Source organism: Angustibacter aerolatus (genome assembly GCF_054776675.1).
Genome location: NZ_BAAHBM010000055.1, coordinates 1 through 22,315 on the forward strand (window position 1 = coordinate 1; position 22,315 = coordinate 22,315).

25 protein-coding genes and 1 pseudogene are annotated in these 22,315 nt (G+C 74.0%); 8 read left to right on the forward strand and 18 right to left on the reverse strand.

What is annotated here, in order from left to right:
• From secF to ruvC, 6 genes are all read right to left on the reverse strand, one after another.
• Window positions 1-1,046, reverse strand: a 1,046-nt coding sequence (secF, locus tag ACYVI6_RS12785; RefSeq protein WP_460446738.1) for a protein translocase subunit SecF, incomplete at its 3' end; no start/stop codon positions are given.
• Window positions 1,046-2,845 carry a protein translocase subunit SecD gene (gene secD / locus ACYVI6_RS12790; RefSeq protein WP_460446739.1) on the reverse strand — a complete coding sequence of 600 codons (1,800 nt, stop codon included), beginning with the start codon at window positions 2,843-2,845 and terminating at the stop codon, window positions 1,046-1,048. The genes secF and secD, both read right to left, overlap by 1 nt.
• 9 nt (window positions 2,846-2,854) lie before the next feature.
• Window positions 2,855-3,220, reverse strand: a complete 366-nt coding sequence (yajC, locus tag ACYVI6_RS12795) for a preprotein translocase subunit YajC (protein ID WP_460446740.1) — start codon at window positions 3,218-3,220, stop codon at window positions 2,855-2,857.
• Window positions 3,221-3,411: 191 nt separating this feature from the next.
• Window positions 3,412-4,479 (reverse strand): Holliday junction branch migration DNA helicase RuvB, encoded by a 1,068-nt coding sequence (ruvB, locus tag ACYVI6_RS12800; protein ID WP_460446758.1) that lies wholly within the window; start codon window positions 4,477-4,479, stop codon window positions 3,412-3,414.
• 68 nt (window positions 4,480-4,547) lie between these two features.
• Complete coding sequence (gene ruvA / locus ACYVI6_RS12805) at window positions 4,548-5,153, reverse strand: Holliday junction branch migration protein RuvA (protein WP_460446741.1); 606 nt, start codon at window positions 5,151-5,153, stop codon at window positions 4,548-4,550.
• Window positions 5,150-5,668 carry a crossover junction endodeoxyribonuclease RuvC gene (ruvC, locus tag ACYVI6_RS12810; RefSeq protein WP_460446742.1) on the reverse strand — a complete coding sequence of 173 codons (519 nt, stop codon included), beginning with the start codon at window positions 5,666-5,668 and terminating at the stop codon, window positions 5,150-5,152. The genes ruvA and ruvC overlap by 4 nt, the downstream gene beginning before the upstream one ends.
• A 124-nt stretch (window positions 5,669-5,792) precedes the next feature.
• Here ruvC and ACYVI6_RS12815 point away from each other — a divergent pair, with 124 nt between their 5' ends.
• Window positions 5,793-5,951 (forward strand): hypothetical protein, encoded by a 159-nt coding sequence (locus ACYVI6_RS12815; RefSeq protein ID WP_460446743.1) that lies wholly within the window; start codon window positions 5,793-5,795, stop codon window positions 5,949-5,951.
• 12 nt (window positions 5,952-5,963) lie between these two features.
• Here the strand turns inward: ACYVI6_RS12815 and ACYVI6_RS12820 are convergent, their stop codons facing one another.
• Window positions 5,964-6,728, reverse strand: a complete 765-nt coding sequence (locus ACYVI6_RS12820) for a YebC/PmpR family DNA-binding transcriptional regulator (RefSeq protein ID WP_460446744.1) — start codon at window positions 6,726-6,728, stop codon at window positions 5,964-5,966.
• Window positions 6,725-7,330: a pyridoxal 5'-phosphate synthase glutaminase subunit PdxT gene (pdxT, locus tag ACYVI6_RS12825; RefSeq protein ID WP_460446745.1), complete on the reverse strand. Its 606-nt coding sequence runs from the start codon at window positions 7,328-7,330 to the stop codon at window positions 6,725-6,727. Before pdxT ends, ACYVI6_RS12820 begins: the two co-directional genes overlap by 4 nt.
• A gap of 38 nt (window positions 7,331-7,368) precedes the next feature.
• Here pdxT and ACYVI6_RS12830 point away from each other — a divergent pair, with 38 nt between their 5' ends.
• From ACYVI6_RS12830 to ACYVI6_RS12840, 3 genes are read left to right on the forward strand one after another with little or no spacing between them, the layout of a single operon-like run.
• Window positions 7,369-7,971 (forward strand): GNAT family N-acetyltransferase, encoded by a 603-nt coding sequence (locus ACYVI6_RS12830; protein ID WP_460446759.1) that lies wholly within the window; start codon window positions 7,369-7,371, stop codon window positions 7,969-7,971.
• On the forward strand, window positions 7,968-9,212 hold the full coding sequence (gene kynU / locus ACYVI6_RS12835; protein ID WP_460446746.1) for a kynureninase: 1,245 nt from the start codon (window positions 7,968-7,970) through the stop codon (window positions 9,210-9,212). The genes ACYVI6_RS12830 and kynU overlap by 4 nt, the downstream gene beginning before the upstream one ends.
• A 36-nt stretch (window positions 9,213-9,248) precedes the next feature.
• Window positions 9,249-10,178 (forward strand): hypothetical protein, encoded by a 930-nt coding sequence (locus ACYVI6_RS12840; protein WP_460446747.1) that lies wholly within the window; start codon window positions 9,249-9,251, stop codon window positions 10,176-10,178.
• Between the two features lie 4 nt (window positions 10,179-10,182).
• Here the strand turns inward: ACYVI6_RS12840 and ACYVI6_RS12845 are convergent, their stop codons facing one another.
• From ACYVI6_RS12845 to pgsA, 6 genes are all read right to left on the reverse strand, one after another.
• Window positions 10,183-11,205: a DUF3048 domain-containing protein gene (locus tag ACYVI6_RS12845; RefSeq protein WP_460446760.1), complete on the reverse strand. Its 1,023-nt coding sequence runs from the start codon at window positions 11,203-11,205 to the stop codon at window positions 10,183-10,185.
• 79 nt (window positions 11,206-11,284) lie between these two features.
• The gene (gene pdxS, locus ACYVI6_RS12850; RefSeq protein ID WP_460446761.1) at window positions 11,285-12,196 is read right to left on the reverse strand and encodes a pyridoxal 5'-phosphate synthase lyase subunit PdxS; all 912 of its coding nucleotides are present in this window, start codon (window positions 12,194-12,196) and stop codon (window positions 11,285-11,287) included.
• A gap of 72 nt (window positions 12,197-12,268) precedes the next feature.
• Window positions 12,269-12,847 (reverse strand): hypothetical protein, encoded by a 579-nt coding sequence (locus ACYVI6_RS12855; RefSeq protein WP_460446748.1) that lies wholly within the window; start codon window positions 12,845-12,847, stop codon window positions 12,269-12,271.
• Window positions 12,844-13,977: a glycosyltransferase family 4 protein gene (locus ACYVI6_RS12860; protein WP_460446749.1), complete on the reverse strand. Its 1,134-nt coding sequence runs from the start codon at window positions 13,975-13,977 to the stop codon at window positions 12,844-12,846. Before ACYVI6_RS12860 ends, ACYVI6_RS12855 begins: the two co-directional genes overlap by 4 nt.
• A complete protein-coding gene (locus tag ACYVI6_RS12865; RefSeq protein ID WP_460446750.1) occupies window positions 13,974-14,915 on the reverse strand; it encodes a phosphatidylinositol mannoside acyltransferase in 942 nt (313 codons plus the stop codon). The genes ACYVI6_RS12860 and ACYVI6_RS12865 overlap by 4 nt, the downstream gene beginning before the upstream one ends.
• Window positions 14,912-15,556 (reverse strand): phosphatidylinositol phosphate synthase, encoded by a 645-nt coding sequence (pgsA, locus tag ACYVI6_RS12870; RefSeq protein WP_284287231.1) that lies wholly within the window; start codon window positions 15,554-15,556, stop codon window positions 14,912-14,914. Before pgsA ends, ACYVI6_RS12865 begins: the two co-directional genes overlap by 4 nt.
• Before the next feature lie 99 nt (window positions 15,557-15,655).
• Between pgsA and ACYVI6_RS12875 the strand changes: the two genes are divergently transcribed.
• Genes ACYVI6_RS12875 through ACYVI6_RS12890 form a run of 4 tightly spaced genes read left to right on the forward strand, consistent with a single transcriptional unit; the run spans window position 15,656 to window position 18,462 of the window.
• On the forward strand, window positions 15,656-16,195 hold the full coding sequence (locus ACYVI6_RS12875; RefSeq protein WP_460446751.1) for a hypothetical protein: 540 nt from the start codon (window positions 15,656-15,658) through the stop codon (window positions 16,193-16,195).
• Window positions 16,192-17,094 carry an MFS transporter permease gene (locus ACYVI6_RS12880; protein ID WP_460446752.1) on the forward strand — a complete coding sequence of 301 codons (903 nt, stop codon included), beginning with the start codon at window positions 16,192-16,194 and terminating at the stop codon, window positions 17,092-17,094. The genes ACYVI6_RS12875 and ACYVI6_RS12880 overlap by 4 nt, the downstream gene beginning before the upstream one ends.
• Window positions 17,084-17,563 (forward strand): hypothetical protein, encoded by a 480-nt coding sequence (locus ACYVI6_RS12885; protein ID WP_460446753.1) that lies wholly within the window; start codon window positions 17,084-17,086, stop codon window positions 17,561-17,563. The genes ACYVI6_RS12880 and ACYVI6_RS12885 overlap by 11 nt, the downstream gene beginning before the upstream one ends.
• On the forward strand, window positions 17,560-18,462 hold the full coding sequence (locus ACYVI6_RS12890; RefSeq protein WP_460446754.1) for a hypothetical protein: 903 nt from the start codon (window positions 17,560-17,562) through the stop codon (window positions 18,460-18,462). Before ACYVI6_RS12885 ends, ACYVI6_RS12890 begins: the two co-directional genes overlap by 4 nt.
• Window positions 18,463-18,505: 43 nt before the next feature.
• Here the strand turns inward: ACYVI6_RS12890 and ACYVI6_RS12895 are convergent, their stop codons facing one another.
• The 4 genes and pseudogenes from ACYVI6_RS12895 to ACYVI6_RS12910 all read right to left on the reverse strand — a co-directional run.
• Window positions 18,506-19,165 (reverse strand): DUF6308 family protein, encoded by a 660-nt coding sequence (locus ACYVI6_RS12895; protein WP_460446755.1) that lies wholly within the window; start codon window positions 19,163-19,165, stop codon window positions 18,506-18,508.
• A 148-nt stretch (window positions 19,166-19,313) separates the two neighbouring features.
• Complete coding sequence (locus tag ACYVI6_RS12900) at window positions 19,314-19,889, reverse strand: HIT family protein (RefSeq protein ID WP_460446756.1); 576 nt, start codon at window positions 19,887-19,889, stop codon at window positions 19,314-19,316.
• Window positions 19,886-21,871 carry a threonine--tRNA ligase gene (thrS, locus tag ACYVI6_RS12905; RefSeq protein ID WP_460446757.1) on the reverse strand — a complete coding sequence of 662 codons (1,986 nt, stop codon included), beginning with the start codon at window positions 21,869-21,871 and terminating at the stop codon, window positions 19,886-19,888. The genes ACYVI6_RS12900 and thrS overlap by 4 nt, the downstream gene beginning before the upstream one ends.
• A 90-nt stretch (window positions 21,872-21,961) precedes the next feature.
• Window positions 21,962-22,315 (reverse strand): annotated as a pseudogene (locus ACYVI6_RS12910) (hypothetical protein); the annotation flags it as partial.

The following is a 22,315-nucleotide window of genomic DNA, read 5'->3' on the forward strand; positions in this document are numbered from 1 at the left end:
CGGTCGAGCACCGCGGTCGCCGAGCCGCGCTGGCCGCGCGCGGGCCGCGGCGGCGTCGCCCGACCCGGGCCCTCGGCCCGCTTGGTGCGCACGCGCTTGGCCAGCGCCTGCATCTCCGGCTCGCGCTCGCGCAGGTCGGCCAGCAGCGGGGTCGCGATGAAGAGCGACGAGTACGTGCCGGCCGCGACGCCGACGAACAGCGCCAGCGCCAGGTCCTCGAGGGTGCCGGCACCGAGCAGCAGCGCGCCGATGAACAGGATGGCGGCGATCGGCAGCAGCGCCACGACGGAGGTGTTGATCGAGCGCACCAGCGTCTGGTTCAACGCGAGGTTGGCCGCCTCGGAGTAGGTGCGGCGGGTCTGCGTGCTGAGGTGCTGGGTGTTCTCGCGCACCTTGTCGAACACCACGACCGTGTCGTAGAGCGAGTACCCGAGGATCGTGAGGAACCCGATCACCGACGCCGGCGTCACCTCGAACCCGAAGAGCGCGTAGATGCCGACCGTGATCACCAGGTCGTGCAGCAGCGCGACCACGGCGGCCAGCGCGACCTTCCAGTTGCGGAAGTAGATGCTGATGACCAGCGCCACCAGCACCAGGAAGACGATGAGGCCCGTCAGCGCCTTCTGCGAGACGGTCTGACCCCAGGACGGCCCGACGAACGAGGCGGTGACGTTGCGGTCGGCGTCGACGCCGTAGGCCTTCGCCAGCGCCACGCGCACGTCGTCGGTCTGCTCGTTGCCGAGCTTGTCGGTCTGCACCCGGACCGAGTCGGTGCCGACCTTCGCGACGTTGGGGTCGGCGTCCGGCGCGACGCTGCGCACGGCGTCGGCGCCGAGGATGTCGGAGGTGTCGCTGACGCCGCTCACCCGGAACTCCGAGCCGCCCTTGAACTCCAGGCCGAGCGTCAGCCCGCGGAAGAGCAGCGCGCCGATCGCGACCAGCAGGATCACCGCGCTGATCGCGTACCAGGTGCGCTGCTTCTTCACGATCTCCAGCGAGCGCTCGCCGGTGTAGAGCTGGTTGCCGAAGCCCGCGAAACGGCCCATCACGCCTCCTGGTGGGTCTGGGCCTCGCGCGCCGCGCGACGAGAGGCGATGGTGCCGAGCGCGTTCTTGACGCCGACCGTCGAGCCGGTCTGGCCGAGGCGCTGCGGGTCGAGGCCCGAGAGCCGGTGGCCCTGGCCGAAGAAGCGGGTGCGGGCCAGCAGGGTGAGCACCGGGTGCGTGAACAGGAACACGATCACGACGTCGATCAGCGTCGACAGCCCGAGGGTGAACGCGAAGCCGCGCACCCCTCCCGCCGCCAGCACGTAGAGCACGATCGCGGCGAGGAAGTTGATCGCGTCGGCGATCAGGATGGTGCGCTTGGCACGCGCCCAGCCGGTCTGCACCGCCGAGCGCAGGCTGCGGCCCTCGCGCACCTCGTCGCGCACGCGCTCGAAGTAGACGATGAACGAGTCGGCGGTGACACCGATCGAGACGATGAGACCGGTGACGCCGGCGAGCGTGAGCCGCAGGCCCTGCACGTTGCCGAGCAGCACCACCGTCGCGTAGGTCAGCACCGCCGAGATGATCAGCGAGAGCACCGTCACCAGGCCGAGCGCTCGGTACTGGACCAGCGAGTAGACGAACACGAGCAGCAGACCGATGAGGCCGGCGAGCAGGCCGCGCTGCAGCTGCTCACCACCGAGCAGCGGGCTGATCTGCGACGTGGTCTGCACCTGGAACGACAGCGGCAGCGCGCCGAACTTCAGGGTGTCGGCGAGGCTCTGCGCGCTGGCCTGGGTGAAGCTGCCCGAGATCGACGCCTGCCCGTTCGTGATGGGGCTCTCGACGCCGGCGTTGGAGATCACCAGGTTGTCGAGCACGATCGCGAACTGGTTGCGCACCGGGTCGGTGGTGCGCAGGTCGAACAGGCGGGTGGTGACGGCGCCGAACTTGCGGCTGCCCTCGCCGGTGAAGGCGAGCCGGATCTCCCACTCGTTGCTGGTGCCCTGGCCGTTCGAGAGCGGCTTGAGCCCGGCGCTGGCGTCCTTGACCTCGTTGCCGGCGATCTCGACCGGGCCGAGCACGAACTTCGACCCGTTGCCGCAGGTGACGATCGGCTTGGCGGGGTCGAACACCTGGGCCTGCAGCTTCGCCGGGTCCTGGCAGGTCTCGGCGTCGAACTGCGCCTGCAACTGCGGGGTGATCTGCGCCGGGTCGCTGGCGTCGGTGGGCTTCGCGGACGGCGTGGCGCCGCCCGACGCGCTGGCGCTCGGGGTGGCGCTCGGCGAGGTCGTGGCGGTGGACCCGGCGCGCACGCCGCGCGGCAGGGCGGCACCCTCGCCGCTCGACGTCGCGGTCGCCGTCGGCTTCGCGGACCCGGTGGGGGTCGCGGACGGCGAACCGGACGGCGTCGCGGACCCGGTCGACGTGGTGGTCGGCAGCGGCACGCCGGCCTGCTCGATCGCCAGCACCGGCCGGAAGGTCAGCTGCGAGGAGCGCTCGATGAGCTGTCGCTGCTGCTCGGTCAGGGTGCCGGGCAGGGCGACGACGATGTTCCTGCCGCCCTCGGTGGTGATCTCCGGCTCGCCCACGCCGCTGCTGTCGACGCGCTGCTGGATGATGTCGACCGCCTGCTGCAGCTGCTGGCTGTTGACCTGCTGCTGACCGCCCTGCAGCACCGGCGCGAGCACGACCTGCGTGCCCCCCTCGAGGTCGAGGCCGAGCTTGGGCACCCAGCGGCTGCCGTCCTTGCCGCCGACGAGGTTCTGCACGGCGATCAGGCCGAACAGCGCCGCCAGGATGATGAGGAGGGCGACGAGCGCCCGGAACGGGTGCTCCCGCCTGCTGGAGCCGGCCACGTCAGGCGCTCACTTCTCGTCGGTCGACGCCGGGGGCGGGTCGAGGTGCTTGGTGGTGTCGACGACCGGGGTGCTGCCGGTGGCACCGGTCGACGAGACGGTCGGGTCGGTCGGACTGGCGGCGGGGACGACGGACGCGATGGCGCGACGGTCCCAGCGGATGCGGGTGCCGGGTGCGGGCTCGAGCACGACGACGGTGTCGCCCACCTCGACGACGCGTGCGTAGAGGCCCGCGGTCGTCAGCACCTCCTGCCCCGGCTGCAGGGTCGACTGCAGCTGGTCGAAGGTGCGCTGGCGCCGACGCTGCGACACGAACATCATCACGATCAGCAGCACCGGGATGGCGAACAGCAGCAGGCTCGATGACGATTGCACGCGGGCGCATTCCCTTCGGCGGTCGCTCGGACCGGAGCGGTCAGGTCACGGCCACCCGAGCCCGCGCAGGTGCACGACGAACCGGGTCGACCGACGGGCGAGTCTATGGCATGTGACGCCTGGGACCGGCGAGACGTGCCCGGGCGCTGTGGACGACGTCCGGCCGGCGACCGGTCGACGTCTGGTCGGCGTCAGCCGAAGCGGCCGGGCTCGGCGCCGTCGTCGACCCCGGCCAGCAGGTCGAGCTGGGCCGCGGTGGCAGCCACGTCGCGGGGTGGCTGCAGGCCGAGGTGGGTCCAGCCCTGCGGCGTCGCCATCCGCCCGCGCGGGGTGCGCAGCAGCAGGCCCTCGCGCACGAGGAACGGCTCGACGACGGTCTCGACGGTCTCCGCCTCCTCCCCCACGGCCACCGCGAGGGTGGCCAGCCCGACCGGACCGCCGCGGAACCGGCGGCACAGTGCGTCGAGGACACCGCGGTCGAGGCGGTCGAGGCCGAGCTCGTCGACGTCGTAGAGCGCCAGGGCGGCACGGGCGGCCGCGCGGTCGATGTGGCCGCCGCCGTGCACCTGCGCCCAATCGCGCACCCGGCGCAGCAGCCGGTTGGCGACGCGCGGCGTGCCGCGCGAGCGCCGGGCGATCTCGGCCGAGCCGTCGTCGTCGAGCGCGATGCCCAGCAGCCCGGCGCTGCGGTGCAGCAGCTGGTCGAGCTCGTCGGGGCTGTAGAAGTCGAGGTGGCCGGTGAAGCCGAACCGGTCGCGCAGCGGCGCCGGCAGCAGGCCCGAGCGGGTGGTGGCGCCGACGAGGGTGAACCGCGGCAGCTCGAGCGGGATCGCGGTGGCGCCGGGCCCCTTGCCGACGACCACGTCGACCCGGAAGTCCTCCATCGCCAGGTAGAGCATCTCCTCGGCGGGGCGGGACATCCGGTGGATCTCGTCGAGGAACAGCACCTCGCCCTCGGTGAGCGACGACAGGATCGCCGCGAGGTCGCCGGCGTGCTGGATCGCCGGGCCGCTGGTGATGCGCACCGGCGTGCCGAGCTCGGCGCCGACGATGAGCGCCAGCGTCGTCTTGCCCAGCCCGGGCGGCCCCGACAGCAGCACGTGGTCGGGCGGCACCCCGCGTCGGACGGCGGCCTGCAGCACCAGCTCGAGCTGCTCGCGCACCCGCCGCTGGCCGATCAGCTCGGCCAGCCGGGTCGGCCGCAGGGCGCCCTCGGCCGCGCGCTCGTCGAGCGAGGCGTCGGCGTCGACGACGCGCAGGGTCTCGGGCGCGTCGTCGGGGACGCCGGAGGTGAGGTCCCAGGAGCCGTCCCCGGGCGGCGGCTGGCTCACCCGCGGCCCAGCCGCTGCAGGGCGGCACGCAGCACGGCGGGCACGTCGACCGGCTGGCCCTCGGCGGGTGCGACGGCCTCGACGGCGGCGTCGGCCTGCTTGGCGGCCCAGCCCAGCCCGACCAGCGCGTCGCGCACCTGCCCGCGCCACGTCTCCTCGCTCGGGACGTCGGGCTGCGCGGGGGCCGGGGCGGCGCCGGTGGGCTGGCCCAGCTTGCCCTTCAGCTCGAGCGCGAGCCGCTGCGCGCCCTTGAGCCCGACACCCGGCACCTTGCGCAGCGCGACCAGGTCGTCGGTGGCGACGGCCTGCCGCAGCGCCTCTGGGTCGTGCACGGCGAGCATCGCCAGCGCGAGCCGCGGCCCGATGCCCGACACGGTCTGCACGGCCTCGAAGGTGGCGCGCTCGTCGTCGTCGGTGAAGCCGAAGAGGGTCAGCGAGTCCTCGCGCACCACGAGCGAGGTGGCGAGCTCGGCCGGCTGCCCCTGCCGCAGGCCGGCGAGCGTGCGCGGGGTCGCGTGCACCAGCATCCCGACCCCGCCGACCACGACGACCGCCGCGTCCAGCCGCAGCTGCTGGACGACGCCCGTCACCGAGGCGATCACGGCCGCGCCGCCCGGGCGACGGCGGCCTCGAGCCGGCTCGTCGCCGCGCCGCGCCACACGTGGGTGATGGCCAGCGCCAGCGCGTCGGAGGCGTCGGCGGGCTTCGGCGTCTCGGTGAGCCGCAGCAGCCGCACCACCATGGCGGCGACCTGGGCCTTGTCGGCCCGGCCGTTGCCGCTGACCGCAGCCTTCACCTCGCTCGGGGTGTGCAGCGCGACCGGCAGCCCGCGCCGGGCCGCGCACACCATGGCGACGGCGGAGGCCTGCGCGGTGCCCATGACGGTGCGCACGTTGTGCTGGCTGAACACCCGCTCGATCGCCACGGCGTCGGGCGACGTGCGGTCGAGCCACTGCTCGAGCTCCGCCTCGACGAGCAGCAGCCGGCGGTCGATCGTCAGGTCGGTCGGCGTCCGCACCACGCCGACCGCGACCATCGTCAGCGGCCGGCCGGGCGCGCCCTCGACGACGCCGACGCCGCACCGGGTGAGCCCGGGGTCGACGGCCAGCACGCGCACGGGTGCCCCTCTCTGCGATCCGAACAGGTGTTCGGGAGGCACGCTACACAGGCTGCCCGGCCGGGCGTGGACGGCGCGCCGCACCCTCTGGACGCCGGAGCGCGCGCGGCCCACACTGACCGCCATGCACACCTCGCAGGCGCAGGAGGGCATCCGCTTCGCCCACCTGCCCGAGCCCCCGGCGCCGTCCACGTGGACGACGACCCAGACGGTCGACCCGGCCCCGACGCCGTTCGGCTTCGAGGACGAGCGCAGCCAGCTGCTGCGCCAGGCCGGCGCCTAGGCGCGTGGCGGGTCAGACGTCGACCAGCTCCATGACCTCGTCGCTGACGTCGTAGTTGGCGTAGATGTTCTGGACGTCGTCGCTGTCCTCGAGCGCGTCGACGAGCCGGAACACCTTGCGGGCGTTCTCGGCGTCGAGCTCGATCTGCGTGCTGGGCACGAACTGCGCCTCGGCGGACTCGTAGTCGATGCCGGCGCCCTGCAGCGCGGTGCGGACGGCGACCAGGTCGCTCGACTCGCTGACGACCTCGAACACGTCGCCGTTGTCGTTGACGTCCTCGGCGCCCGCGTCGAGCACGGCGTCGAGCACGTCGTCCTCGGTGAGCTCGCGACCCTCCTGCGACTTGGCGACCAGCACGACGCCCTTGCGGGTGAACATGTAGGCGACGCTGCCGGGGTCGGCGAGGCTGCCGCCGCTGCGGGTGAGGGCGGTGCGCACCTCCATCGCGGCGCGGTTCTTGTTGTCGGTGAGGCACTCGACGAGGAAGGCGACGCCGCCGGGGCCGTAGCCCTCGTACATGATCGTCTGCCAGTCGGCGCCGCCGGCCTCCGCACCGGAGCCGCGCTTGACGGCGCGGTCGATGTTGTCGTTGGGCACCGACGTCTTCTTGGCCTTCTGGATGGCGTCGTAGAGCGTCGGGTTGCCCGAGGGGTCACCACCGCCGGTGCGCGCCGCCACCTCGATGTTCTTGATCAGCTTGGCGAACAGCTTGCCGCGCTTGGCGTCCTTCGCGGCCTTCTGGTGCTTCGTGGTAGCCCACTTGGAGTGGCCGCTCATGATCGCTCCCTCACACCCTCGACGAACAGCTCGTGGACCCGCGCGTCGCCCGTGACCTCCGGGTGGAAGGACGTGGCGAGCAGCGCCCCCTGGCGGACCGCGACGATCTTACCGGCGGCGGGACCGTGCTCCACCCGCGCGAGCACCTCGACCCCCTCGCCGACCTCCTCGGCCCACGGCGCGCGGATGTAGACGGCCCGCACGTCGCCCTCGACGCCCTCCAGCGCGACGTCCTCCTCGAAGGAGTCGACCTGCCGGCCGAACGCGTTGCGTCGCACCGTCATGTCGATGCCGCCGAACGTCTGCTGGTCGGGGCGGCCGTCGAGCACGCGGTCGGCGAGCAGGATCATGCCCGCGCACGACCCGTACGCCGGCAGGCCCGACCGCAGCAGCTCGATCAGCGGCTCGCGGACGCCGAAGATGCGCGACAGCTTGTCGATGGTGGTCGACTCGCCCCCGGGCAGCACGATGCCGTCGAGGCCCTCGAGCTCCTCGGGGCGGCGCACCGGCCGGGCGGTCGCGCCGCTCTCGGCCAGGGCGACCAGGTGCTCGCGCACGTCGCCCTGCAGGGCGAGCACGCCGATCGTGGGGTCCTTGCTCACGGTCGTCGATCCTATGGCGTGGCTAGGGTGCCCTCGTGATGCCCCTCGAGGTCCGCACCGAGCACCTGCTGCTGCGTCAGTGGGGTGACGACGACGTCGACGCGATGGCCGCGGTCAGCGGCGACCCGCAGGTCATGGAGTTCTTCCCCTCGACGCAGGACCGCGCCCGCACCGAGCAGCTCGTGCAGCGCATCTGCACCAGCTGGGAGGAGCGCGGCTGGGGCCTGTGGGCGGTCGAGGTGGTCGACCCGGCCGACGAGGGCGGCCCGACCGGCTTCGCCGGTTTCACCGGCCTGAACCCGGTACCGGACTTCGTGCCGCCCGGTCCGTTCGGCCCCTCGGTGGCCGAGGTGGGGTGGCGGCTGGCACAGCGGTTCTGGGGCCGCGGGTACGCACCCGAGGCGGCCGCGCAGGCGCTGCGGTCGGCCTTCGAGGAGCTGCAGCTGCCGGAGGTCGTGTCGTTCACGACGCGCGCGAACGAGCGCTCGCAGCGGGTGATGACCAAGCTCGGCCTGACCCGCGACCCCTCCCGCGACTTCGAGCACCCGCTCGTCGGCGACTGGGACGGCGCGCCGCACGTGCTCTACGCGATCGACCGCGCGGCGTGGCTGTCGCACCGGTCGACTAGCGTCGGCGCGTGACCCTCTCCGACGACCTGCGCGCCAGCGCCGCCGAGCTCGACGCCGCCAGCCCGCTGGTCGGCGTCCGCGACCGGTTCGAGCTGCCCGACGGCGTGATCTACCTCGACGGCAACTCGCTCGGCGCGCTCCCCCGCGCCGTGCCGGACGTCGTCGCCGACGTCGTCCGCCGCCAGTGGGGCCACGACCTCATCGCGTCGTGGAACGAGCACGACTGGTGGGGCGCGCAGACCCGGGTGGGCGACGCGATCGGCCGGCTGGTCGGGGCCGCGCCCGGCCAGGTGCTGGCCGGCGACTCGACGTCGGTGAACCTCTTCAAGTGCTACCTCGCGGCGGTGCGGATGCGCCCCGGGCGACGGGTCGTCGTGAGCGACCCGGGCGTCTTCCCCACCGACCAGTACGTGCTGGAGAGCGCGGCCCGGCTGGCCGACCTCGAGATCGTGCACGCCCGGCCCGACGAGGTCGGCGCACTGCTCGCCGAGCGCGGTGCCGAGGTCGCGCTGGTGTCGTACTCGCAGGTCGACTACCGCACGGGCGAGCTGTGGGACCTGCCGGGCGTCACGGCCGCCGTGCACGAGGCCGGCGCGCTGGCGCTGTGGGACCTGTGCCACTCGGCGGGCGTCGTCGAGGTCGACCTCGACCGGCACGAGGTCGACCTGGCCGTGGGCTGCGGCTACAAGTACCTCAACGGCGGCCCCGGCGCGCCCGCCTTCACGTACGTCGCGCACCGGCACCAGGGCGCGTTCGACCAGCCGCTCACCGGCTGGCACGGGCACGCGCGGCCGTTCGGCATGGAGGGCTCGTTCGAGCCGGCGGCCGGCATCGAGCGCGCCCGGGTCGGCACGCCGCCGCTGCTCTCGCTGCTGGCGCTCGAGGCGGCGCTCACGGCGTACGACGGGCTGTCGGTGGCCGACGTCCGGGCGCAGTCGCTGTCGCTGACCCGCTGGTTCGTCGAGTGCGTCGAGGCGCTGGTGCCCGGCACCGAGGTGGCCACCCCGCTCGACGACGCGCGCCGCGGCTCGCAGATCGCGCTGCGTCACCCGGATGCGTACGGCGTCGTGCAGGCGCTCATCGCGCGCGGGGTGGTCGGCGACTTCCGGGTGCCGGACGTCGTGCGGCTCGGCTTCGCCCCGCTCTACGTCACGCACGCCGACGCGACCGAGGCGGCGGTGCACCTGCGCGACGTGCTGGCGGCCGGCGAGCAGCACGACCCGCGCTGGGCCGAGCGGGCCACCGTCACCTGAGGTTGCCGAACCCCCCGCACCGGGGATCGTCGAGGGATGAGCCATCACACCCTGCGCCGCGGCCTCATCGCGGGTGCCGCCGGTACCGCTGTCCTGAACGCCGTGACGTACGCCGACATGGCGCTGCGCGGCCGCCCGGCCAGCGACGCGCCGGAGGCGACGGTGGACGCACTGGCCGACCGCCTCGGCCGCTCGATCCCTGGTGACCGGCACCAGCGCGCCAACCGGCGGACGGCGCTCGGTGCGCTGAGCGGCACCGCGACCGGCCTCGCCGTCGGCGTGCTGGCCAGCGTCGCGCGCCGCGCCGGCTACCGGCCGGGGCGGCTCCTGGGTACGGTCGGCACCGCGGCCGCGGCGATGGCCGCCTCCGACGTACCGCTCGGGCTGCTGGGCGTCAGCGACCCGCGCGGCTGGTCGGCCACCGACTGGGTGGCCGACGCCGTGCCGCACCTGGCCTTCGCAGTGACCGCCGACGCGGTGATCCGGCGCGACGCACGGCCCGAGGTCTCGGACCTGCGGCGTCCGGCGACGGGCTCGCTGGTCTGGCGCTCGGCCGCGCTCGGCGCCGCAGCAGGTGCCCGCAGCTCGCTCGGCGTCACGGCCGCGTCGTTCGGCACCAGCCGGGTCGCGAGCCTCGTCGGGCTGGCAGGCGTCGGGGGCGAGCTCGTCGCGGACAAGCTGCCGGCGACGCCGAGCCGGCTCAGCGCGCAGGGTCTGCCCGCGCGGCTGGCCTCGGGTGCCGTCGGGGCGGGCGTGCTGGCCCGCCGCGAGGGGGTGCGCCCCGCCGCCCCGGTCGTCGCGGGTCTCGCCGGCGCCGCCGCGGGCAGCTGGGGCGGTGCCGCCTGGCGGGCGTTCGCCGCCCGCCGGGTGCCCGACTGGCAGGCCGCGCTCGTCGAGGACGCCGTGGCCCTGCTGCTCGCCGCGCTGGCGGCGCTGCCCACCCGCCGGGCGACCGCGACCCGCTGACGGGCTACCTCACCGAGACGGTACGGGTGGTGCCGGCGAGGGCCACCCACACCTGGCCGGCCGAGAGCACGGCCTCCTTGCCGCCGATGGTCCAGTGCGTGATGTCGTCGTCCGAGGCGCGCGACCACTTCGCGTCGTAGACCCTGCCGTCGCGGAGCACGAGCGCCGAGCCGCTGCCCACGGTCTTGCTGTCGGGCGTGGGGTTGCGGTTCACGTCGACGTACTTGGACTTGACCACCTTGACGCGCTGCACGATGAACGTCTGCGGCCCCAGCTGCTTGCCTGACGGGGTCCTCGACGCGCTGCCGTCCATCGAGACCAGCCACCGCTCGGCGCTCTTCGACCAGGTCGCGGTCAGGTGGGCGCCGGGCCAGCGCACGCTGAGGTGCGTTGCCGCCTTGCCGCCGGCGGGGGCCGGGCCGAACGCGTACGGCGCCTTCGAGGGCACCGACGTCTTCCCGGCCCGGGCGCGCAGCGTCGCGAAGTCGCCGATCACGTTGTACGGCGCCGGCCGGCCGGACGCGCGGCTGAAGCCCTTGCCGTTCGCGTCGAACGAGACCAGGTGCAGGCTCGAGCGCTGCAGCGGGGCGATCATCTTGCGCTGCGAGCCGGAGTAGATCAGCCCCACCTCGCCGTACTGGCGCAGCAGCTGGATGTCGCTGATCCGGCCGCTGCGCACCGGCCCGACCTGCTTGGGGTAGGTGCTGGAGAACACCGCGGCCAGCCGGGTGAGGCCGCCCTCGACCTCCTCGACGTACACGACGTCGGCCGCGTCGACCCCGACCTGTGGGTGTGCGCTGTGCGTGTTGTCGATCTTGACCGCGTACACCGAGCCGTCGCGCCTGCCCTTGCGGCCGGACAGCAGGCTCGCGTCACGCGCCGGTGCGGTGGCGGTGGCCGACGCCGTCGGGCTCGGCGAGGCGGACGCCGTCGGGGCGGCCGCCTTCGGCTGGTCCTTCGAGCACCCGGCGAGCGCCAGCGCGAGGCAGGCTGCGACGGCTGGGACGGCGAGGGCGGCGCGGCGCATCGGCACCCGCGCACGGTAGGCCCTGCACCTGGCACGTGGGGGCGGACACGCCTGTGCGTGCCCGCCCGTCACGCAGCGTTCACCAACCGCGCTCGGCGAGCCGGTGCGGCTCGGGGATCTCCTCGACGTTGATGCCGACCATCGCCTCGCCGAGACCGCGCGAGACCTTGGCGATCACGTCGGGGTCGTCGTGGAAGGTGGTGGCCTTCACGATCGCCTCGGCGCGCTGGGCCGGGTTGCCCGACTTGAAGATGCCGGAGCCGACGAAGACGCCCTCGGCGCCGAGCTGCATCATCATCGCCGCGTCGGCCGGGGTGGCGATGCCGCCGGCGGTGAACAGCACGACCGGCAGCTTGCCGGTCTCGGCGATCTCGCGGACCAGGTCGTAGGGAGCCTGCAGCTCCTTGGCCGCGACGTAGAGCTCGTCCTCGCTGAGCGAGGTGAGGCGGCGGATCTCGCCACCGATCTTGCGCATGTGCGTGGTGGCGTTCGAGACGTCGCCGGTGCCGGCCTCGCCCTTGGAGCGGATCATCGCCGCGCCCTCGGTGATGCGGCGCAGGGCCTCGCCGAGGTTCGTGGCGCCGCAGACGAACGGCACGGTGAACTGCCACTTGTCGATGTGGTTGGTGTAGTCGGCCGGGGTCAGCACCTCGGACTCGTCGACGTAGTCGACGCCGAGCGACTGCAGCACCTGCGCCTCGACGAAGTGCCCGATGCGCGCCTTGGCCATGACCGGGATCGAGACGGCCTCGATGATGCTGTCGATCATGTCGGGGTCGCTCATGCGCGAGACGCCGCCCTGGGCGCGGATGTCGGCCGGCACCCGCTCGAGCGCCATGACGGCGACGGCGCCGGCGTCCTCCGCGATCTTCGCCTGCTCGGCGGTGACGACGTCCATGATGACGCCGCCCTTGAGCATCTCGGCCATGCCGCGCTTGACGCGCGCGGTGCCGGTGGCGGTGCTGTCGGTGGCGGTGCTCTCGGACACGATGACCTCTCACGAACGGGTGCTGGCGGGCGCCCCCATCGTACGACCAGCCGCCGACCACCACCGACCGCTGAACTACCCCGCCGGGCGGTCGAGCGCGGCCGGTCCGTCGTCGTCCATCTCGAAGGTGCGCGGCTCGAGCGCCCGCCCGGCCAGGCGGGCCCAGCGCACCACCCGCTTGCGCCGCACCTGCCGCGCGTCGGTCACGGCCACGTTCAGGAACCGGCGGGCCAGCCGCACCCGGTGCGAGCTGCTGACCAACCGGTCGAGCAGCGCGGCGTGCAGGGGGTCGTGCCGCAGCTCCCCCACCGTCTCGTCGTCGAGCGCCGCCTGCAGCGCCTGCGACAGCGCGCTCTCGGACCGCGCGCGGCGCCCGTCGCCCAGGTCGGTGAGGTCGACGACCTCGGCCTGCTCGCCGGCCTCGAGCGCGAGCGTCGCGGCGTCGGCCACGAGCAGGCCGGACGCCGGGTCGAGGGCCCCCGACGCGGCGAGCTCGACCGCCGCCTCGGCCCGCCGCACGAGCTGGGCGTCGAGCGCGCTGCGAGCACCCTCGATGCGGTGGTGCAGCCGGTCGAGCCGGCTCGCCGAGAACGACAGGTACCAGGCGAGCAGCGCCAGCACGAGCAGCACGGCGAGCGGCAGGGCCGACCTCATGCGCGCTCCCCCGCCGTCCGGCGTCCGGCGTCGAGCACGGTCTCGTACACGGCCAGCACCTCCTCGGTGACGACCGACCAGTCGTAGCGCCGGACGCCGGACGACGCGGTGACCGACAGCGCCGCCCGCCGCGCCGGGTCGCCGAGCAGCGCCACGAGCTCGCGCGCCAGGGCGGCGTGGTCACCCACCGGGAAGAGCACCCCGAGGCGCCCGCCGTCGAGCACCCGGCCGAAGGCGTCGAGGTCGCTCGCCACGACCGGCGCGCCCGCGCTCATCGCCTCGACCAGCACGATGCCGAAGCTCTCGCCGCCGGTGTGCGGGGCGACGTACGCGTCGACGGAGCGCAGCAGCGCCGCCTTCTCGGCGTCGCTGACGGTGCCGAGCAGCTCGAGGGCCGCGCGCGACCGGTCGTCGAGGTGCTCGGCGGCCTCGTCGGCGTCACCGCGGCCGGCGACCACGAAGCGGGCGCCGGGCACGGCGTCGAGCACCGCCGGGATCGCCTGGGCCAGCACGGCCAGTCCCTTGCGCGGCTCGTCGAGGCGGCCGAGGAAGGCGATGGTGGGTCGCTCGGCGGTGCCGGTCCAGCGCGGGTCGCGCGGCGCGGCGGCGAAGTCGTCGACCACCACGCCGTTGGGGATGACCACCGCGTCGCCGCCGAGGTGCGTGGTGAGCGTGCGCCGGGCGTCCTCGCTGACGGCGATCCGCGCGCTGATCTTCTCCAGGCTGGGCCGCAGCAGCGGGTAGGCCGCCTGCATGGCGCGCGAGCGCAGGTTCGAGGTGTGGAACGTCGCGACGATCGGCCCCTCGAACGCCCACAGCGCGAGCAGCGACAGGCTGGGGCTGACCGGCTCGTGGATGTGCAGGACGTCGAAGCCGCCCTCGGTCCAGCGGCGCACCCGGCGGGCGCTCACCGGGCCGATGTTCACCCGGGCGACCGACCCGTTGTAGGGCACCGGCACCGCGCGCCCGCTCGGCACGACGTACGACGGCACGGGGGTGTCGTCGTCGGCGGGGGCCAGCACGCTCGCCTCGTGGCCGCGCAGGATGAGCTGCTGGGCGAGGTCGCGCACGTGGAACTGCACGCCACCCGGGACGTCGAACGAGTACGGGCAGACGATGCCGACCCTCACGGCGCGACCCGCTCGCGGTGGGCCTCGTCGAGGTCGGCCAGGAACACCCGCTGCAGCATGTGCCAGTCCTGCGGGGTCTGCCGGATCGCGGCGCCCAGCGCGTCGGCGCAGCCCTGCGTCATCGCGGCGATCCGCTCGGCCTTGGTGCCCTCGGCCGGCACCGGCACCTCGGGGTGCCAGGTGATGACGACGCCGTGCCGGGGGCTGCCACCGGCCGGCCGCTCGTACCGGATGCTCACCGGGTGCAGCGCCGCACCGCTGGTCAGGGCGAGCGCGGCCGGCCCCGGTGCGACGCGCGCCCGCTCGCCGAGGAGGTCGACCTCGACGCCGCTCGCGGTGAGGTCGCGGTCGGCCAGCAGCGGCACCAGGCGACCGGCGCGCAGCGCTCGCAGCAGCGGCCCGAACGCGCCCGCGCCGCCACCGGTGAGCGGCACCACCTGCATGCCCAGCTGCTCGCGGAAGGCGAGGAACCGCTCGAACAGCTCCTCGGGCCGCAGCCGCTCGGCGACCGTGGTGACGGTGGCGAGCCGCAGCGTGCCCCACGCGCCGGCGTGGTCCCAGTTGCCGGTGTGCCCCAGGAACGCGACCACGCCGCGACCGGCGTCGAGCGACGCGCGCACCGGCCCGAGGCCCTCGCACCGGACACCGGCGACGATGCGCTCCTCGCTCCAGTCCGGCAGGCGGAAGGTGTCGCACCAGTACCGCAGGTACGAGCGCATCCCCGCGCGCGACAGCCCCCGCAGGCCGGCGTCGTCGAGGTCGGGGCGGGCCCGCCGCAGGTTCGCCTCGAGCTGCCGCACCCCGACCCCGCGCAGGCGCCACGCGACGTCCGCGCCGACGTCGAACAGCCGGTAGGCGACGGGCTCGGGCAGCAGCCGCACGCCCCGCCAGCCGGCCGAGAAGGCCGCCAGCACGAGGCGGTCGGCGGCCGCGCTCACGCGTGCGGCGGCGCGTCTGCGGCGGTGGCGGACGCCGCGGCGAACGCCTGCCGACGGACGACGACCATCCGCTGCACCACGGTGATCAGGCTGGCGACGGCGAGCAGGCCGAGCACGACGGTGAGCACCCAGGTCGGCAGGAACAGCCCGACGAACGCGGTGGTGACGAGCACCGCCACCAGCCGGTCGGCGCGCTCGGCGATGCCGACGTTCGCCGTCATGCCCAGGCCCTCGGCCCGGGCCTTCGCGTACGACACGACCGCACCCAGGCAGAGGCAGGCCAGCGCGAGCCCGGCGGTCAGCGCGTCGTCGCCGTCGCCGAAGAACCACAGGACGAGCCCGGCGAAGATGCCCGCGTCGCCGACCCGGTCGAGCGTCGAGTCGAGGTACGCGCCCCAGCGGTTCGAGCGGCCGAGCCGGCGGGCCATGATGCCGTCGACGGTGTCGGAGAACACGAACAGCGCGATGACGACGGTGCCCAGGAACAGGTGGCCGGTCGGGTAGAACACCAGCGCGCCCGCCACCACGCCGAGCGTGCCGACGATCGTCACGGCGTCGGGGGTCACGCCCAGCCGCAGCAGCAGCAGCGCCACCGGCGTGAAGAGGCGGGTGAACAGGGCGCGTGCGAAGCGGTTCAGCATGGCCGGGCGATCCTATCGGGCGGCGGGCGGGCGCCTGGTCGTCCACAGGCCGCGGCGAGCCGCGGACGGCGAGCGCCGCGACCACCTAGCATCGCCGCCATGGTCAGCAGGGGGACGGTGCGCGAGCGGGGGCCCGGACTCGACGCGTCGCAGCGGGACGACGAGCCGGGCACCGGCGGCGAGGTGCTGCGGCTGGGTCGCACCGCGCGCTGGTGGCGCACGCTGCTGGTGTCCGGGCTCGGGGTGCTCTTCGTGCTGGGCTCGGTCGTCGGGCAGGACGACTGGTGGCCGTTCAGCCCCTGGCGGATGTTCTCGACGTCCACGCCGCCCACCGGCGCGGTCGTCTTCATGGCGCTCGAGGTGCAGGACGGCGGCTCGTCGACCTGGCGCTCGGCCGGCCTCACCCCGTCGTCCGTCGGGCTGAACCGCGCCGAGGTCGAGGGCCGCATCCCGCAGATCGAGGCCGACCCGGCGCTGCTCGGCACGCTCGCCACCAGCCACGCCCGGCTGCACCCGGCCGCCCTGCCGTGGACCGGCGTGCGCGTCGTCCGGCACGAGGCGGTCATCGTCGACCGGCGGCCGACCGGCGAGGAGCGCGTGCGGGTGCTCGCGACGTGGCACCGCGACGGCGCCCGGTGAGCGCGGCGGAGGGCGCGGTGCGCCGGTGGCTCTTCGCGCCGGCACCGCTCGAGCGGGTGGCGCTGCTGCGGCTGTGCGTCTTCGCGTTCGTGATCGTCGACGTCGTCGTGCTGCACACGTCCGGCTACTACCACGGGTGGGCCGACCCGGCGTGGTACGTGCCGTTGCAGGCAGGGCAGCTGCTGCACCTGCCGGCGGCGTCCGTGCTGCTCGTCGAGGTGCTGAAGTGGGGGTCGGTCGGCTGCGCGCTCGTGGCCATGACCGGGCGGCTGCCCCGGATCTCGGGCTGGGCGGTCGCGATCTGCTGGAGCTGGTACCAGTACGTCGCGTTCGCCTACGGCAAGGTCGACCACGACCGGGCCGACTTCGTGGTGGCGCTGCTGCTGCTGCCGACGGTCGGGATCGCGCACCTGCGCGACGGCCGGCGCAGCGAGGCCGCCGGGTTCGCGCTGCGCGGGGTGCAGCTCGCGGCGATCGCCACCTACTTCCTGTCGTCGATCGCGAAGATCCGGTTCGGCGGCTGGGACTGGGTGAACTCGGCGACCCTCGTGCGGGCGGTGGTGCGCCGCGGCTCGCCGTTCGGCCACCTGTTCCTGCACACCCCGTGGCTGCTGCACGCGATGCAGTGGTGCATCGTCGCGGCCGAGCTGCTGTCGTGGACGATCTTCGTGATCCCCGAGCGGTACCGCCGGCTCATGGTGCTCGGCTGGTACCTGTTCCACGCCAGCGTGTACGCCACCATCACGATCGCGTTCTGGCCGCACCTGGTGATGATGCTGGCCTTCCTGCCGCTCGAGGAGTACCGCGACCGGCTGCTGCACCGGTGGCGCGCTCGCCGCGCCCGCCGCGACGGGCTCGACCCCGAGACGGCGCAGCCGGAGCCCGTCGGTGCCGGCTGAGCAGCGGCTGTCGCGCCGGCGCCTCGCGTGGCGGGCGGCCGTGCTGCTGGTCGGGTCGCTGCTGCTGGTGCGCGGCACGCTGGTGGGCAGCGACCAGGACTGGCCGCTCGGTCCGATGGGGCAGTACGCCTTCTCGGTGCCGCCGGACGGCGAGGTGCGCTCCCCCGGGCTGACCGCCGAGACCGTCGACGGTGCGGTGGTGCGGGTGCCGCTCACCTCGGACGGCGTGGGGCTGCGCCGGGCCGAGCTCGAGTCGCAGGTCGGCACCATCGAGCGCGATCCCTCGCGGCTGCAGGACGTCGCCGTGCAGGCCGCCGCGCGCCATCCCGAGTGGCCGCGCTACGCCGTGCTGCGGCTGGAGGACACCGTCACGCACCTGCGCGACGGGCGGGTGGCCGAGACGACCCACGAGGTGCTCGCCACCTGGCGGGTCGTCGACCCCGAGCACCCGCGGGCGGTCGGCTCGTGACCGCCGGGGTCGCCGAGCCCACGGCCACGGTCGACGCGGGGGCGGCGGGCGCGCTGCGGCGCTGGGTGGCGCCGTCCGTGCCGCTGGCCCGGCTCGCGGTGCTGCGCACGCTGGTGCACCTGTTCGTGGTGCTCGACGTGCTGCGGTTCTCGAACGGCGCGCTCGCCCACGGCGACACCCCCGAGCAGCTGTACCGCCCGCTGACCGTGCGCACGCTCCTGCACCTGCCCCCGCCCAGCCACGGGTACGTGCGGGTGCTGCTGGCGGTGATCGTCGTGAGCGCGCTGGTCGCGGCCACCGGGCGGCTGCCTCGCCTGGCCGGCTGGGTGTGCGCGGTCGGGATGCTCGACTGGCTGTCGAACAACTTTAGCTACGGCAAGGTCGACCACGACCACGTCGCCCTGCTCGTGGCGCTGTTCGTGCTGCCCACCGCGGGGCGCGCCGGGTTCCGCGACCGCACCCCGAGCGAGGCCGCGGGGTGGGCGCTGCGCTGCATCCAGGTCGCGGCCGTGGCCACGTACCTGCTCTCTGCCGTGGCCAAGGTGCGCTTCGGCGGCTGGGGCTGGGCGTCGTCCGCGATCTTCACCTGGGCGTTCGTGCGGCGCGGCACCTGGCTCGCCGACCAGCTGCTCCGCGTGCCACCGGCGGTGGTCGCCTCGCAGTGGGCGCTCATCGTCGTCGAGACCCTCACCCCGCTGCTGCTCTGGCTGCGCCGCCTGCCGCTCTACGCCTTCGTGGCCCTGCTGTGCGGCTTCCACCTCACGACGTACCTGCTGCTGCGCATCCACTTCCTGCCGCTCGTCGTCTGCCTCGCGGCCTTTCTGCCGCTCGAGCGGCTCGTGCCTGCGCGCCGCGCTCAGGCCGAGGCGGCGGCGTCCCAGGCGTCGGCCAGCCGCTGATCCGACGCGCGCCGCGGCTTTTTCCTCTCGCTGCGAACATGTCTCAGGACGTCTTGGCCGCCAGCACTGCCGTGTTCCGCCGCCCGTCGTCACCGTCCATCCAGGCGATGACGTCCAGGACGCGCAGCACCGTGACGCGCGGGCTGAGGCCCGCGAGTCGGCGCAGCCGCCGGAGCCGCTGAACCAGGGCGAAGTCGTCCTGCTGGAGCGCTGCCCGCAGCGGCGCCCACTGGCTGCACTTCGTCGCGGTGACCCGGCCCACGACCCGGTCATAGATCGGGACGAGTCGCGGGCGCTTGCGCGCCATCAGCTTGCTGGCCTTCGTGCGCCCGATGCCGGGGATGCCGTCGAGATGCCTGAACAGCTGCCAGGCAGGCCATGCCTCGGTCAGCGGCTCGTCGGTGTCTGCCAGATCTTGGTCCGGTCCGATGGCCCGGAGCAGCTCGCTGATCCGCCCACGGTGGGTCACCAGCAGGGCGTGAGCGCAGGCCGCGTCGAACGTGACCGACAGGCACCCGACGGCGAAGAGGTCGTCGGCCGTGAGCACATCCGGGTCCTCTCCCCCGCTCGTGTCCCAGGTGTCGAACAGCGAGCCCGTGAAGAAGCCTGCCTCATCCGGGGAGGGCCCGTAGTAGGCGCGCAGCATCGCGAGCGCGTCGTCGTCATGCGGCTCGAGCAGCGAGGGAGGCAGCCGGAATCCCACCTGAGGCACTGTCACGGTACGACCCTGCCAGGTCGTCAGCCGGACCGCGCCCAGACGCAGAAACCGGCGGGGTCTGCATCGTGGCAACTGTCGTCGTCTTGGCGAAGGCACCTGCCACGATCAGGGCTCGCAGCCCCTGTCCCGTCGTTCAGGCCGAGGCCGCGTCCCAGGCGTCGGCCAGCCGCTGACGGGTGTCCGAGAGCAGCTCGGGCACGGCCTTCGTCTGGGCGATGATCGGCAGGAAGTTGCTGTCGCCGCCCCAGCGGGGCACCACGTGCTGGTGCAGGTGCGCGGCGATGCCGGCGCCGGCGACGGCGCCCTGGTTCATGCCGATGTTGAAGCCGTGCGGCGCCGACACCGACGTCAGCACGCGCACCGCGGCCTGGGTCAGCTGCGCGACCTCCACGGTCTCGGCGGGCGTGAGGTCGACGTACGACGACACGTGCCGGTTCGGGCAGACCATGACGTGGCCGGGGCTGTACGGGTACAGGTTCATGACGACGAACGCCGTCTCGCCACGGTGCACGACCAGGCCCTCGGCGTCCGGCAGGCCCTGCACGCGCTCGAACGGGCACGCCGCGGCGGTGTCGTCGGCGGGCTTGTCCTGGCCGCCGATGTAGACCATGCGGTGCGGCGTCCAGAGGCGCTCGAAGCCGTCGCGGTCGCCGGCCAGCCCGGCGGCGTCCTCGAGCGCGCCGCCGGACGCCGCGTCGTCCGCGGTCACCGCTCGACCGAGCGGCTGCGGACGGCGGCGACGACCTCGGCGACGGCCTCGGGCACCGGCACGCCGTTCTTCTGCGAGCCGTCGCGGTACCGGAACGAGACCGCGCCCTTCGTGACGTCGTCGTCGCCGGCGATCAGCATGAACGGCACCTTGGCCTGCTGGGCGTTGCGGATCTTCTTCGGGAACCGGTCGCCGGAGTGGTCGACCTCCACCCGCACGCCCTCGGCGCGCAGCAGCCGTGCGACGTCCTCGAGGTGGTCGCCGTGCACGTCCGCCACCGGGATGCCGGTGACCTGCACCGGGGCGAGCCACGCCGGGAACGCCCCCGCGTAGTGCTCGACCAGCACGCCGAAGAACCGCTCGATCGAGCCGAACTTGGCCGAGTGGATCATCACCGGCTCCTGGCGGGTGCCGTCGGCCGCCTGGTACTCCAGCCCGAACCCGTGCGGCTGGTTGAAGTCGTACTGGATGGTCGACATCTGCCAGGTGCGGCCGATGGCGTCGCGCGCCTGCACCGAGATCTTCGGGCCGTAGAACGCGGCGCCGCCCGGGTCGAGCACCAGCTCGAGGCCCGACTCGGTGGCGACGTCGCGCAGCACCGAGGTCGCGGTCTCCCACTGCTCGTCGCTGCCGATGAACTTGTCGCTCCCGGGGTCGCGGGTCGACAGCTCGAGGTAGTAGTCGTCGAGCCCGAAGTCGCGCAGCAGCGACAGCACGAAGTCGAGCAGGTGCTTGACCTCACCCGGTGCCTGCTCGGCGGTGACGTACGAGTGCGAGTCGTCCTGGGTCAGGCCGCGCACCCGGGTCAGGCCGTGCACGACGCCGGACTTCTCGTACCGGTAGACCGACCCGAACTCGAACAGCCGCATCGGCAGCTCGCGGTACGACCGGCCCCGCGCCCGGAAGATCAGGTTGTGCATGGGGCAGTTCATGGCCTTGAGGTAGTAGTCGCTGCCCTCGAACTGCATGGGCGGGAACATCGTGTCCTTGTAGTACGGCAAGTGCCCGGAGGTGTGGAAGAGCCCCTCCTTGCTGATGTGGGGCGTGCCGACGTACTGGAACCCCTCCTCGATGTGGCGGCGCCGGACGTAGTCCTCCATCTCGCGCTTGATCACACCGCCCTTGGGGTGGAACACCACCAGGCCGGAGCCGATCTCGTCCGGGAACGAGAACAGGTCGAGCTCGACACCGAGCCGCCGGTGGTCGCGCCGCTCGGCCTCCGCCAGCCGCTCCTGGTAGGCCTTCAGCTCGTCCTTGGTCGGCCAGGCGGTGCCGTAGACGCGCTGCAGCTGCGGGTTCTGCTCGCTGCCGCGCCAGTAGGCGGCCGCGGTGCGCATCAGCTTGAAGCCGTTGCTGATGAGCTTGGTGGTGGGCAGGTGCGGACCGCGGCAGAGGTCCTTCCAGGCCACCGTGCCGTCGCGGCGCACGTTGTCGTAGACGGTCAGCTCGCCGGCACCCACCTCGGCACCGGCGCCGTCCGCCGCCTCGGCCGCACCGCCCTTGAGGCCGATCAGTTCGAGCTTGTAGGGCTCGTCGGCCAGCTCGGCGCGCGCCTCGTCGTCGCTCACCACGCGGCGCACGAAGGTCTGCCCCTCGTTCACGATCTTCTGCATCGCCCGCTCGAGCTGCTTCAGGTCGTCGGGGGTGAACGGGGTCTCGACGTCGAAGTCGTAGTAGAAGCCGTCGCGCACCGGCGGGCCGATGCCCAGGTGCGCCTTCGGGTTCACCTGCTGCACTGCCTGGGCCAGCACGTGCGCCGCCGAGTGCCGCAGCACCGAGAGGCCGTCCGGGCTGTCGAGGGTCACCGGCTCGACGACGTCACCGTCGGCCAGCACGTGCGAGAGGTCGACCAGCTCGCCGTTGACCCGCGCCACGACGACCGCCTGCGGCCCGCGCGCGGCGTCCTCGAAGAGCGCCGCCGCCGTCGTGCCGGCGTCGACCGAGCGATCGGCACCGGCGACGGACACGTGGACCTGGGGCACTGGGAGCTCCTCTGCGGGTGACCCGGCCCCGAACGGGCAGCGGGCGACTGCTCGATGCTATCGACGCTCACCGGCGAGGCCGAACGCGTATCACCCCTGGTCGCGCAGCCGCACCGCGTCGCCGACCCGCACGACGCCCGGCCGCACGACGTCGGCGTAGACCCCGGCGCAGCCGCGCGGACGACGAGCCAGCCGCAGCACCGCGTCGCCGACCTCCAGCTCGCGCCCGACCCAGCCCTCCTCGGCACGCGGCTCCCGCAGGTCGAGCACCAGGTTCGCGCGCGGCAGCGGCTGGCCGCCGTCGCGGCTGACCAGGTGCACCGGGGCCTGGCGGTCGGCGTCGCGGTCGGCCGGGGCGAGCGCGGCGCCCCCACCGGCCAGGGTGCCCAGGGCGGCGTCGGCGTCCGCGCCCCGGACGGCGGCGTCGGCTCCGGGCAGCAGCAG